The organism is Pseudomonas weihenstephanensis, from assembly GCF_001043055.1.
GTDB classification, from domain to species: Bacteria; Pseudomonadota; Gammaproteobacteria; order Pseudomonadales; family Pseudomonadaceae; genus Aquipseudomonas; species Aquipseudomonas weihenstephanensis.
Window position 1 is genome coordinate 171412 of sequence record NZ_JYLF01000009.1, and the last position, 11623, is coordinate 183034.

14 protein-coding genes and 1 pseudogene are annotated in these 11623 nt (G+C 57.6%); 4 read left to right on the forward strand and 11 right to left on the reverse strand.

Annotated elements, in window-relative coordinates; genetic code table 11:
• Nucleotides 1-11: 11 nt before the first annotated feature.
• Nucleotides 12-671 (reverse strand): ankyrin repeat domain-containing protein, encoded by a 660-nt coding sequence (locus TU86_RS19060; RefSeq protein ID WP_048365867.1) that lies wholly within the window; start codon nt 669-671, stop codon nt 12-14.
• Between the two features lie 109 nt (nt 672-780).
• Between TU86_RS19060 and TU86_RS19065 the strand changes: the two genes are divergently transcribed.
• The 3 genes from TU86_RS19065 (at nt 781) to TU86_RS19075 (ending at nt 4625) form a co-directional block, all read left to right on the forward strand.
• Complete coding sequence (locus tag TU86_RS19065) at nt 781-1644, forward strand: LysR family transcriptional regulator (protein ID WP_048365868.1); 864 nt, start codon at nt 781-783, stop codon at nt 1642-1644.
• 288 nt (nt 1645-1932) lie between these two features.
• Nucleotides 1933-2484, forward strand: coding sequence for a hypothetical protein (locus TU86_RS23400; protein ID WP_048365869.1), 552 nt, complete (start codon nt 1933-1935; stop codon nt 2482-2484).
• Between the two features lie 167 nt (nt 2485-2651).
• Nucleotides 2652-4625: an avidin/streptavidin family protein gene (locus TU86_RS19075; RefSeq protein ID WP_048365870.1), complete on the forward strand. Its 1974-nt coding sequence runs from the start codon at nt 2652-2654 to the stop codon at nt 4623-4625.
• 83 nt (nt 4626-4708) lie between these two features.
• On the opposite strand, the gene TU86_RS22650 is transcribed toward TU86_RS19075, so the two are convergent.
• The 5 genes from TU86_RS22650 to TU86_RS19095 form a co-directional block, all read right to left on the reverse strand.
• Nucleotides 4709-4876 carry a DUF2986 domain-containing protein gene (locus TU86_RS22650; protein WP_082149442.1) on the reverse strand — a complete coding sequence of 56 codons (168 nt, stop codon included), beginning with the start codon at nt 4874-4876 and terminating at the stop codon, nt 4709-4711.
• 102 nt (nt 4877-4978) lie between these two features.
• Nucleotides 4979-5626, reverse strand: coding sequence for a DUF799 domain-containing protein (locus tag TU86_RS19080; protein WP_048365871.1), 648 nt, complete (start codon nt 5624-5626; stop codon nt 4979-4981).
• Nucleotides 5623-5982 carry a DUF4810 domain-containing protein gene (locus TU86_RS19085; protein WP_048365872.1) on the reverse strand — a complete coding sequence of 120 codons (360 nt, stop codon included), beginning with the start codon at nt 5980-5982 and terminating at the stop codon, nt 5623-5625. Before TU86_RS19085 ends, TU86_RS19080 begins: the two co-directional genes overlap by 4 nt.
• A gap of 29 nt (nt 5983-6011) precedes the next feature.
• Nucleotides 6012-6695, reverse strand: a complete 684-nt coding sequence (locus tag TU86_RS19090) for a CsgG/HfaB family protein (protein ID WP_048365873.1) — start codon at nt 6693-6695, stop codon at nt 6012-6014.
• Nucleotides 6696-6968: 273 nt separating this feature from the next.
• Nucleotides 6969-7286, reverse strand: coding sequence for a hypothetical protein (locus TU86_RS19095; protein ID WP_048365874.1), 318 nt, complete (start codon nt 7284-7286; stop codon nt 6969-6971).
• Nucleotides 7287-7435: 149 nt separating this feature from the next.
• Here TU86_RS19095 and TU86_RS19100 point away from each other — a divergent pair.
• Nucleotides 7436-7756 (forward strand): annotated as a pseudogene (locus tag TU86_RS19100) (helix-turn-helix domain-containing protein); the annotation flags it as partial.
• A gap of 13 nt (nt 7757-7769) precedes the next feature.
• Here the strand turns inward: TU86_RS19100 and TU86_RS19105 are convergent.
• Genes TU86_RS19105 through TU86_RS19125 form a run of 5 tightly spaced genes read right to left on the reverse strand, consistent with a single transcriptional unit; the run spans nt 7770 to nt 11623 of the window.
• Nucleotides 7770-8390, reverse strand: a complete 621-nt coding sequence (locus tag TU86_RS19105; RefSeq protein ID WP_048365875.1) for a LysE family translocator — start codon at nt 8388-8390, stop codon at nt 7770-7772.
• Between the two features lie 60 nt (nt 8391-8450).
• Nucleotides 8451-9404: an ornithine cyclodeaminase family protein gene (locus TU86_RS19110; RefSeq protein ID WP_048365876.1), complete on the reverse strand. Its 954-nt coding sequence runs from the start codon at nt 9402-9404 to the stop codon at nt 8451-8453.
• A gap of 3 nt (nt 9405-9407) precedes the next feature.
• Nucleotides 9408-9977, reverse strand: a complete 570-nt coding sequence (locus tag TU86_RS19115) for a carboxymuconolactone decarboxylase family protein (protein WP_048365877.1) — start codon at nt 9975-9977, stop codon at nt 9408-9410.
• Nucleotides 9978-10016: 39 nt separating this feature from the next.
• Nucleotides 10017-10637, reverse strand: a complete 621-nt coding sequence (locus TU86_RS19120; protein WP_048365920.1) for a bacilysin biosynthesis protein BacA — start codon at nt 10635-10637, stop codon at nt 10017-10019.
• Between the two features lie 20 nt (nt 10638-10657).
• Nucleotides 10658-11623, reverse strand: coding sequence for a branched-chain amino acid transaminase (locus TU86_RS19125; protein ID WP_053076071.1), 966 nt, complete (start codon nt 11621-11623; stop codon nt 10658-10660).

The window sequence follows — 11623 nt, forward strand, 5'->3', positions numbered from 1 at the left end:
CAGATCGCGTATCAGTTTGCGCCAGCCTCGCGCAGCAAGTGCGCGATAACGTGTTGGCCGCGTTTTTGCGCCTGTTGCAACGGGGTCATGCCCTCGTTGTCAGGCAGGTTCAAATCGGCGCCCGCCTCGATCAGTTGGGTGACGATATGCTGGTGCGCGGGGCCGCCATCGGACAGTACGATGGCTTCCATCAGGCAGGTCCACCCCAGGCGGTTGACATGATTGAGGTCCACGCCCGCTGCAATCAGCAAGCGCACGGTTTCTACATGACCGCGTTCACAGGCCGGGATCAACGCGGTGCCGCCGTAACGGTTGGTACTCTTCAGATCGGCGCCGTGCGCCAGCGCAAGCTCAAGGATCTCGTTGCGACCCCTTGCGCCTGCCAGCAAGTAGGGGCTGTCACGGATCAAGTTTTTCTGGTTAACGTTGGCCCCCGCCTCGATTAAGGCCTGAGCAATCCCAATGTGGTTAGCGCGTGTTGCAAGCAACAGCGCACTGCTGCCATCCAGTGACGAGGCGTTGACATCTGTACCGTCTGCAATCAGTTGTTGCACTGTGTCCAGCTCACCGTTTTTCACCGCGCCAAGCAGTGTGGTGTCATTTGCCATCACGGCTCCCGTCATCAACCACCCCACTACCCACACTGCGTATTTGCCTGTCAGGGAACCCATGCTCACTCCCTCTTATCAATTTCATGAAAAGCCAGTATGGTCACCGCTCCAGGCATTCTGAAATTAAATATAAACATGCCTTTCAGTGGCTTTGTGAATGGCGGTAACAATGTTTGATCCCTTGCTCTTGCGCAGTTTTGTCGCTGTCGTGGATTGCGCTAATTTCACCCGGGCGGCTCAACGCCTGCATCTCACCCAATCCACGGTCAGCCAGCAAATACGACGTTTGGAAGACAGCCTGGGCTGCAAGCTGCTCGACCGCGAACAACGCCGGGTGATGGCCACCCCCGAAGGCGAGCGCCTGCTGGTTTACGCGCGCCGCATTCTGGCCCTGCAAGAGGAAGCCCGAGAGGTGCTTCTGGATGTAAAAAGTGAGGGGGTGCTACGCCTGGGTGTACCTGAAGACTTTGCGGCCGAACGCCTGATGCCGATCCTTTCGCGCTTCGGCCGCGAGCACCCCGGTGTACGCCTGGAAGTCACCAGCGGCTTGGGGCCGGAGCTGATGCGGCTCTATCGTCAAGGCGAGTTTGACTTGCTACTGGTCAAGCAGATGGGACAAGACGCGGACTGCCTGGCCTCCTGGCCGGAACGCATGTGCTGGGTAGACAGCCGCTCAACCCCCGCCTTGGCGCGTGATCCCTTGCCACTGGTTGTGTTTCCGGTCGGTGGTTTGTACCGCAATGAAATGCTGCATCACTTGGAGATGGGCGGATGGCGCTGGCGCATCAACTACTCAAGTGCCAGTCTGGCCAGTGTCTGTGCAGCGGTGGCTGCGGGGCTGGGCATCAGTTTGCTGCCCGAGCGGGTCATCCGGGCAGACCACCAGGTACTCGAAGCGTGCTGTGGCCTGCCTGATATTCAAGGGGTATTTCTCGCTCTCTACGGCCTGAACGGACTCAGCCACGCGGGCAATCTGTTGAAGCACCAACTGATAGACCTGTGCCAAGCACTCGCTCAACCCCAATCAGCCTGAACGCTTTTTGGCCGCTGGCGATATCGCGCCTGAGGGTGAGGCTCCAAACAACAGGCCGTGCGAGGTAAACACACCGCACGCCCTTGGATGTCGCGGCTGAAACCTTCAAGCACCGAGCCGCGGATACTCTTCTTATGCCGCCAGCCTGCGGCACAAAGTACGTGCAGGTGACGTGCACAGCATTTTTGACGGGCTACGGCAAAACCACCCTGCTGATGCAATGGCACGAGGTTTTGCGCCAACAGGCTCCCGAGACGGGAGTGGCCTGGCTGTCACTGGATGAGGCCGATGGCGAACCGCTTTCTTGCCTACCTGATTCTGGCCCTTAACCATGCTGGCATTGAACTGGCGAACTTGCCTCATCTGGCCGCGTCGCAGGCACTGGATGTTCAGCCGCAACGCACCCTGCATGCGTTGCGCCAGGCACTTGCCCGCGAGAACCGCGCAATCACACTGGTTCTGGATGACTATCACCTCGCTGCCAGCCCTGAGGTGGCCGATATTCTGGACCCGTTGATAGAGCAAGCAGCTCCGTGGCTGCGCTGGATGGTCGCCAGCCGCACACGCCCGCACTGGCCGCTATCACGCTGGAAAGCCAAGGGTTGGGTGCACGAAGTCAGTGCGATGCTCTATCTGAGCAACTTCGCCCTGGCCTTTTTTAGTCTGGGTGCCTGGGGTGTCTGGGGCACATGGATTGCCGAGCTTTACCCCACGCGGCAGCGCACCATTGGTTACGGCTGGGCAATTCTGGCGCAACGCGTCGCCAACATCCTGGCCCCCTCCGTGATCGGCATGCTGGCACTGCTCATTCCCGAAACCGAAGGCAAAACCCTGGAGTGACAGGGGTCCACACGCTATTTCACACAAATTGATTCGGCAGCCACTGACATCATCGTCTTGGGGGAATGCGCTTGAATAGCGGTTGAAGCAGGGATGCCCGCCGCTCCAACGGCTTCAACAAGCCCTTCAAAACATGACACCCCCGCTGACCAGAGACGGAACTCACTATGGACAAAGCCCCACAGGTGAAGGGGCTGACCCTCACCATGCATCGCGGCCCTTACCAGAACAACGGCGCTTCACCCTGGTACTCGACCCTACACATCGGCACACCCAAGCAACCGTTGAAGCTGGCGCTGGACTCTGGCACCAATATCACATGGGTAACCTCCACCCTCTGCGCGCCTGATCGCTGCCAGCACTCCAGTGGAGGGCGGTTTGACTATCAGGCGTCCAGCAGTTTCAGCTTCACCGACTGCTTGCAAAGACCTTATAGCTTCGGACCGTGGGGGACTCTACAGGTCGAGTCGGGGGATGACGTGCTGACACTCAACCAGACGACGCTGGCCAGCCAGCTTCTGCTGGCAAGTGACTATGCCGGTGCACAATTCCACCAATTGGACTGGGACGGAGGCATTGGCTTCCCTAGTAGCAGCGCCTATGTCGACAGTCGCAGCACGTTCGTGTTCGAAGCGCTGATGAACGCCGGGGAAATTGACCCCAAACAACCTTTCATCGCTTTCGATTGGGATCGCGTTTCAGGGCAAGGCCAGTGCCAGTTCGCATCTGTCGATACCAGCAAGACTCAAGGCCCTCATCTGTTCCTGCCCTGGGCGCTCTACAGCAAGGTGCCTGGCGTGGAGTACATTTGGTCCACACCCTTGACCACCTACTCGGTCGGAGGCGTTGTGTTGGCGCAGGACATCACCTTTGCGCTGGACTCCGGCTCCTCACGGTTCAAAGGCGACGACCGACTTATGCGCCAGACCCTGAAGCGGATCGCTCAAGGTGGCTGCCCGGATGTAGTGCTCGGCTTTGCTGATGGTGAGATCACTCTCGGGGCTGACCTTTACCACGTATTAATCGAAGAAGGGCCTGACAAAGGCCAAACACTGCCTCAATTTGAACCCCTTGGGCTGGCCGACCTGGTGCTGGTGGGTTCGGTGGTCATGGAGCATTGCTATACCGTTTATGAATACCGGGTCAAGCAATGCCGTCACGGGCAGTATTCATTGGCTCCCGTTGGCGTATGGCTCTACAACCGCCCGGACAGACCCAAAATCATCACACGCTCGTCTTCGCGCCAATTCGATACCGCGCCCAGGCTACTCGCCTGCGAAAAGCCAACACTTGACTACGCACCCAAGGCTCAAGTGCCACTTATACCCATGTCCGCGGCTGGCATCTGGAAGAATGACTACGGCTCGATCATGACGCTCACCGCGCAAGGGAGTCGACTCTCTGGCAGCTATGAATCCTCGACTGGCTCCACTGGAAAATACCCGCTCAGCGGTTATCAAGTACTTGCCGACGCCCAACAGGACCACGGCTGTGCGATAACACTGGCCATCGAATGGTATTCGCTAGACAAAGGTTCGCCTGACCCCAGCTGGCACTGGACCTCAGGATTATGCGGACAACTCTACCGGGTGAAGGGTGAGGATACCTTGGTGCTGTCGCACCTGCTGGTTGCCAGCAGCGGCTTTCCAGGGCTTGCCGACGCAGGAACCTACCTCGATAAGCTGACCTACCGCAGGGTTACCCACGAACCAGACAAGTGCCTGCCTGTCCAAGCATCGTCACTGCCAAAGATTAAGGACCGTCTAAGCGGCGTCTGGCTGGCCGCCGATGGGAGCCGCCTGGATCTAGGCGTCCATGCCTGCGACCAGCATGATTGGGGCTACGTTAGCGGCAGGCTGCTTTTGGATAAGGGCGAGACTGAGGTTTGCGGTTTTACCGACATCAATGCCCAGACCGACGGCCTTGCATTGCAATCGGTCAGTTTGGCAGCGCTCATACGCTCGAACACTACAGCCTTGTCCTTTTCAGGCTCAATCGACCTCAAACTCAACGTTTTGAACGTCCTGGTCATGCTCAGCGCGCCCACTCCTGCTGCGCACAGCTATATGCAGACTCAAGTGAAACCGCTTACGTTCTTGCGCCAAGAAAAACAGGACTGGATTCTGGGCAGAAACCCGTAGCTGAAGACCAGTTCACCTGGTAGGCAAGGCCGGACTGAGCCGCATGGCAAATACAACTGGCCCTGGAACCTGGCCGCAACACATCACGCCTCAGCGGGCATTTCTTCGCCGCGAACGGGTTCGGGTTCAGCCGCGAGTTTCATGCGGTCAGCTTTGCTGATGTACTTCACCTTGTTTTTCGGTGCCAATTTGGCACTGGCTTTTTTAGCGTGAGCCTTCAAGAGTTGCGTTATTTTTTTTCGACGATTCATATTTCAGTACTCAACGTGCCTGCTCGGAAGGACGTCCATTTAAAAAATTTACCCGACACGGTGTGTCAGTGGCCGGTGCGGGCGCCACTGACACTGACGGAATCAGTCCGAACCGTATTTGGGCGATCGAGGCCCATACAGTATCCCGGTGCGCTGGCCGGCCGAGAGCAATCGAGCACTGGCTACACCCGCAATAGGGTGTGCGGCATCGGTGGAGCTGTTAATCACCTGCTTGACCGCAGCCGTGATCAACATACCGATAATGCCTCCTCCGTTGCCGTTGCCCTCTTCGCTGGAAGCGCGCGCCACACCGGTCCACAACGTGGTGCCCGTTTTCAGGTCCACCAGTTTTGCCGTGGCCGTGACAGCGGTGTCACTGGCGATCAGCATGTAGCGCGTGCCGTACTCAGTGACGGTGATGTAAAGCCCAGCGTCCGCGCCAAAGATTTCCTGCAACTTGGCCGGTGATACCGCCTGAATATCATTGGCCGTGGTCAGCCCGTTCTGGCGGAAAGTTTCATCCACCAATGCAATCGGCAGCACGTAGTAGCCCGCCTCGGCCAACGGGTACGTAACCTGCGACACCAGGCTGTAAGAGGCCTGGATTTCGGGAGACTCGTTGATCGGTGGCAGTACCAGGATGCTTTTCGGACGGCTTTGTTTAAACGCCGCGTAGTCGATGGTTTTGGGGGCTGCGCAGCCGCCCAGCAAGGCCAGGCTCAACAACACCGCTAAATAACGCGCACTCATTTGGTATCTCCGGCCTTGGCGTTCTTGAGCAAGAAGTCCATGTAAGGCCCGGACTCGGGAAACAAGGCTTTTTCAGTGCGAAATTGCTGCACCATCTGATCATCCTTGCCCATCGACAGGTACAACATGCCCAAATGCGCGTGATAACCGGGCGGAGCCGAACGACCGCTGGCATTGATCTTTTGCAGATCGCGCTCCAGTGCCTCGACCTGCTGCTCCTTGGGTTCACCCTTGAAGTATTCGTACACCTGCGGCTGATAGCTTTCCCACTGATACAGCGGTTTGGGCGCGGTTTGGCAACCGGCCACTATCATGAATCCTGCCAGCATCAGCGACAACTTGACTGCCTTGCTCATCCTTGTACTGCTCCTTGATGCATCACTGATCAGTTAGAACGCGGGTTCCAGGCGCCAGCGTTGATACCGTCTACCAAATGATTGATCGCTTCACGCATGGCCAGGTCCAGCACCTTGCCGTTGAGTGTGGAGTCATAGCTGGCAGTGCCGCCAAAACCCACGATTTCACGATTGGACAAGGCATATTCACCTGCACCCTGAGTCGAATAGACCACTTCTGAGGTGCTGATGTTGACGATGTTCAGGTTGACCTTGGCGTAAGCCACCTGCGTTTTACCGCGACCCAGCAAACCGAATAATTGACGGTCGCCGGTTTCCTTGCGACCGAACTCGGTCACATCGCCTGTCACGACGTAATCCGCGCCTTTGAGCTTTTGGGCCTGGCCTTTGATCGCAGCTTCCTGGGCGATTTCGCCCATATTGTCGCGGTCCAGCACGCTGAAGCGGTTGGTCTGCTGCAAGTGGGTGATCAAGATGGTCTTGGCTTGTCCGCCGAGGCGGTCGACACCATCAGAAAAAATGCCGCGCATGTAACTGGAGCGGTTATCGAACTTGCCCACCGCAATTGGCACGCGCACACCGTGGTACGCAACGCTGGCACTGGCGACTTTTTCAATGGGTAATGCGCGCGAGCTTTCAGTGGCACAACCGGCCAGCGCAAAAAAACCAACCACGGCGGTGCTTGTCAGCAGGGTTTTGAACAGTGTTTTCACTGGATACTCCTTTAAGGAAAACGGGGTACCTGGTAGTTCGCACTGCCGAACGCTGCCATCTCGCCGACGTTTGCCCACGACAGGCACAGGCCATTGCGGGCGTGGAACGCGCGGCGCGCCAAATGAACATTGGGGCATTTTAAGAGGGGCGCACAAACGGATATGGCGCAAGGCTTAAGGCTGACCAGGTACTGTCTTGCTGAGTTCTTCACGCATGAGGGCTCAGAAAGCGCGCGGACAATACCAAACTGACCCGTCAGCTACAACTTGCCGCTACTTTCCTGATTGCGGATGCCGAAAGCCGTTGACCACGATATACAGCAGCGGACCTATCGAGACGAACACCGCCGTCAGCAGAAAATAAGGCCATACAGTAACGATCGGACGCCCCTTCGAGCGAGCATCGCGATACATCCAGACACAGGCCATGCCACCCAACAAATACAAGTCAATCACCACCTGAGCCGTATCGGGTTTGGACATAAGTTGCAGGCCGAAATCAATCAGGGATTGGTCGGCCTGCCACAAGGTGAACGCCGTATACGAGGAGAACAGCAGCAGTGCGATGAACGCGAGGTAAGGTTTTTTCATCATGGCCATCCTTGAGCAAAGGGGGTGTCAGTTGCCGTTACGTTAGTGATAACGTCACCGGCCAAGCAATGACCTGTCAGGTCATAGACGTTTGCCTTGTGCCCACAAGAGTTCATCCATGAACAGCCGACCGTTCCCACGAGCAGTGCCACCTGATCAACGCCTGTGAAATCAGGCGTGTTGCCTTGCAAAGCGCTGCGCGTGAAGCCTTGGACAATCGCGAATTGGCGCACCTGCTCAAGCAACTGCCCGCCCCTGCCATGCCGGACGTGTTGAGCGATGAGCTGCCACCGCTGGTGATGACGCGGGTCAACTCTCAACAGGGCGAGCTGAACTTCCTGTCTACCTTCACAACATTTGGCATGCCGCAGGATGTCACGGTGACCTCCTTGCGCATCGAGCACCTGATACCGGCTGACCCGCACACGTGGCACACCATGCGCCGAGCGTATGAGCAGGCCAGTCAGTAACGTGTGACACCCCTCAGCGAACCAGCATGGCCGCACCGGCTGCCACCATGATCGCGGCGGCACCGCGAAACAATCGCTGTTGCGCGCGCAGGCTCGACAGCAGGTGACGAATACGCACCGCACCGAAAACAAACAGCGCCCCGACACTCAGTAGCACCAGCACCGTTAACGGCACCAGCATCAGCCCCCACGTCGCCAGTGATACGGTTTCAAGGTTGATCACCAACGGCAGCAAGGCCAGGTAAAACGCAATGGTTTTAGGATTGCCCAAGGTGATGGTCAAACCTGAGACCGCCGCTGACAGCAGTTCTTTACGCTTCACAGGCTTACCGACTTCAATCGCCTGATGATCGGCAAACCAGAATTGCCAGGCCAGATAGAACAGATACAGCGCAGCCCCCCAACGCACCAATTGGAACAGCTCGTTAAAGTGCTCAGCGATCATCGCCAGGCCAAACACGGCAAATGACAGGTACGTCAAATCCCCCAGAATCAAACCAAACAACAAACAAAACCCGGTCAGTGCTCCGCCACTGACACTTCTGGCCACCAGTGCAGCCATGCCTGGCCCCGGAATGGCTGCGGCGATACCTAATGCCGCGCTGTAGGTGAGTACCTGTGTCAAATCGAGCATAGCGTTCCCCCTCGGGACATAAATTTTACGTAAGGCCAGGGCTCAAACCGGTCTGTGTAGTCAGCCCGATGAGGCGAGCCACTGGCGGATTACCTCACGGGAAAACACCAGGTCCTGCACCGCCAACCCTACGGACTTGAAGAGTGTGACGCCCCCTTCCTCCCGCCAACGTCGATCAGTCGGCACAGCACCGATTTCAGTGCCCACGCCCTGCGGGTTCAAAACGCCTTGGTTGACCGCTTTGATCACGCATTCACTGGCGGCCAACACCGACTGATTGCAATCGGTGAACAGAAGGCTGTCTTGGTACACATCTTCATGCAGCTCCTGAAACCCCAGCGCCGATGAGCCGATTGCGTTGACGTGGCAGTGCTTGGGCAAATCACTGCGCCTGATGATCGGTGACCTGGCGGCCGTGGTCAGGCACACAATGTCGCGGTCATGGACCGCCTCTGCGGCGCTGGCACATACGCTCACCGCCAGATCGCAGGTGCTCTGAATCCATTGGCCCAATTCACGGGTGGCTCGCGGGTTGCGGCCCCAAATTGAAACGTGCTTGATCGACCTTACGCTTTGCATGGCCAACAAATGAGCACGCGCTTGTAGCCCGGTGCCGAGTATGGCGAGACGTGAAGCCTGCGCATTTGCCAGCAAGTCGGTGGCATAGGCCGAAGCCGACGCGGTGCGAACCTGCGTGATTGCACCGGCATCCACGGCCACCACGGGTGGCGCACCGGGTTCGTCATAGATCAACACACTGCCACTGTGCGACGGGCCTTTGGCAGCCTCCCCCAACTTGACCACCACGGACTTCAGGCCGAAGCCCTGATAAGGGCCGGACTTGATGTACGCAGGCATGACGCCCATCAATTGCTGTTCCGCGCCCCTGACAATCGTGCGTAAAGGCTGATCGACTTGCCCAGTTGCGTGCAATTTGAAAGCGATCTCGCTCAATTTCAGGCTCAGCGCATCATTGAGCAGGTGTGTGACCGAGTGGCTGTCCAGGTACAGCATCAATCAGCCTCCGCTCGCCTGTTTGAAACCTTTAAACCCCGCCCATTGGAACGCGGTGTCGATTTCGGTGCCAGCAATGGCATTGACAATCGTCGACATGTTTTTCTGTGACACACCGAGCACCACATCCAGCATGTTTTGCTGGCTGAAACCGGCACGCAACACCGCATCTATGGCGGCTTGGCCCAAATGCCCGCGTGCATGAATCACCTCAAGCGTAAAGCTGCGCAGAGCCGTCAATTGCGGGCTTAAACGGCTCGGGTCATGGGCGATGGCATCCACGACTGCCGCGTCCACCCCGTTGGACAGTGCGATGAATGCATGCGCCTGCACCGTGTATTCACAGCTGTTTTCAACCCCGGTGGTCATCCACACCAGCGCTTTCTGCTCCTCAGTCAAGGAGCTGTCGATAAACAGGTCATGGGCGCTCTGATAGGCCGCGAGTAAGGACGGCGACTCGGACATGTAAGCGCTCTGATTAGGAATCCAGCCAAAATTATCGATAGAGCTTTGCAGCAACGGCTTGCTCTTGTGCGGCGTCGAGTCCAGGGTGTGGCGTTTCAATACAGTCATGACAACCTCTACTTTTATTCTTGGGAGTGAGCGCAGCGCTCAATTGCAATGCACGTTGCCTTCCATGCCCAACGCGCTCCACTGGGTGTAAGCGAACACTGACCACAGCATGCGGATGGGGCGTGTGCTGGAGACAAAGTTCAAACCGTGCAGGGCGGCGGCAACTTCAGTGGTCAACGCCACGTCCACTTCACCTCGGGCCGCGGCGCCAGCGGCGGCACTGGTGGACAGCGCAAGAATCACTGAGTCCACCTCAAGCCCCTCTGGCAACAGTTCTTCAATCAGCATCATTGGCGCGGGGTGAGTGGCCACCGTCAGTTTTTTGGTCGTCAGCGGCCCTTTGCTGGCCAAGCCATAAAGTGGCGTATCGAAGACAAACGTCGCCACCAGCGCCAACCGGGGGTCCATGTAGAAATGATTGATCTGCTGATAGGCATTGGCCACGATCATGACCGCCGGCACCTGTTCCACCAGGCTTGAACGCGCCTGTTCATACGAGTCGCACAGGTTGACCTGGACCTGAGCCCCGGGGTATTGGCGCCCAAACCACTGAGTGAAGAAATGGGCGGCGGCTTCGCTGCTGGTCCCGTTGGGCCCTAGCGTATTGATCACCAATTGACGCCAATCAACCACACCCACATTCATGAAATTTCTGTCCATGTTCATGACGCTCCAAGTGCTCAATGAATAACCGGGCTTAACCAGTGGGCGTATTGCGGGACCTGGCCCCTGACGGTTTTCAGGTACAGGTCCCTGACCTTCGCCGTGATGTTCCCCACCTGACCCGCCTGGATCGAGTAGTGATCAATCTGGGTCACGGGCACGATTTCTACCCCCGTACCGGCAAGGAAACATTCATCGACGCTGAACAGTTCTGAAAACGAAATATCGCGTTCAATGACCTTAAGTCCCAGCTCAGCCCGGGCCAGTGTCATCACCGTGTCACGGGTAATCCCCTCAAGAATATGCGCACTCAACGGGGGGGTGATCAGGCAACCGTCTTTGACGACAAACACATTGGAGGTGGTCGACTCAGCGAGGTTGCCGTGCACATTCAACATCAGCGCATCATCAAAGCCCTGACGTTGCGCCGACTCCATCGCCAACGCGGAGTTGGCGTAACTGCCGGTGATCTTGGCGCGGGCAGGCAATGACACATCGGGGATGCGGCGCCAGGTCGAAATCGCACAACGCACACCCGAGGCAGGCATGTAGGCCCCCATTGGCAGGGTATTGATTACCAGCCCGGAGCTGACACCTGACAGTTTCACCCCAAACCCGACGCCCGGTAGCAGCGCCTTTTTGTAGGCTAAAGGGCGGATGTAACTGTCCGTGCTGGCTTGGTTGTGACGCAGCAAGTCAACAAGGATGGCTTTCATTTCGGCGCGGTCGGGCAAGTTATCCAGTTGCAGCAACCTGGCGGAGTTCTCCAGCCGCTTGAGGTGATCCTCCAGGCGGAACACATTCAGCACGCCAGCGTCACTCACATACGCACGAATGCCTTCGAACACCGCGGTGCCGTAGTTAAACGCCTGCGTCGTCACCGGGATCAGCGCTTGAGCGGCCTCCACCACCTGCCCTTCAAAGTAAACGTGCAGGTGCGGCTTGCGCGCGAGGGTAGGTGCTTGATTGGGGGTATGCGCCAT

Excerpts from the sequence above, each read along its gene's own strand:
- TU86_RS19060 (WP_048365867.1), bottom strand. The coding sequence starts at position 671 with ATGGGTTCCCTGACAGGCAAATACGCAGTGTGGGTAGTGGGGTGGTTG.
- TU86_RS19065 (WP_048365868.1), top strand. The coding sequence starts at position 781 with ATGTTTGATCCCTTGCTCTTGCGCAGTTTTGTCGCTGTCGTGGATTGC.
- TU86_RS23400 (WP_048365869.1), top strand. The coding sequence starts at position 1,933 with ATGGCGAACCGCTTTCTTGCCTACCTGATTCTGGCCCTTAACCATGCT.
- TU86_RS19075 (WP_048365870.1), top strand. The coding sequence starts at position 2,652 with ATGGACAAAGCCCCACAGGTGAAGGGGCTGACCCTCACCATGCATCGC.
- TU86_RS22650 (WP_082149442.1), bottom strand. The coding sequence starts at position 4,876 with ATGAATCGTCGAAAAAAAATAACGCAACTCTTGAAGGCTCACGCTAAA.
- TU86_RS19080 (WP_048365871.1), bottom strand. The coding sequence starts at position 5,626 with ATGAGTGCGCGTTATTTAGCGGTGTTGTTGAGCCTGGCCTTGCTGGGC.
- TU86_RS19085 (WP_048365872.1), bottom strand. The coding sequence starts at position 5,982 with ATGAGCAAGGCAGTCAAGTTGTCGCTGATGCTGGCAGGATTCATGATA.
- TU86_RS19095 (WP_048365874.1), bottom strand. The coding sequence starts at position 7,286 with ATGAAAAAACCTTACCTCGCGTTCATCGCACTGCTGCTGTTCTCCTCG.
- TU86_RS19105 (WP_048365875.1), bottom strand. The coding sequence starts at position 8,390 with ATGCTCGATTTGACACAGGTACTCACCTACAGCGCGGCATTAGGTATC.
- TU86_RS19110 (WP_048365876.1), bottom strand. The coding sequence starts at position 9,404 with ATGCTGTACCTGGACAGCCACTCGGTCACACACCTGCTCAATGATGCG.
- TU86_RS19115 (WP_048365877.1), bottom strand. The coding sequence starts at position 9,977 with ATGACTGTATTGAAACGCCACACCCTGGACTCGACGCCGCACAAGAGC.
- TU86_RS19120 (WP_048365920.1), bottom strand. The coding sequence starts at position 10,637 with ATGGACAGAAATTTCATGAATGTGGGTGTGGTTGATTGGCGTCAATTG.
- TU86_RS19125 (WP_053076071.1), bottom strand. The coding sequence starts at position 11,623 with ATGGCGCATACCCCCAATCAAGCACCTACCCTCGCGCGCAAGCCGCAC.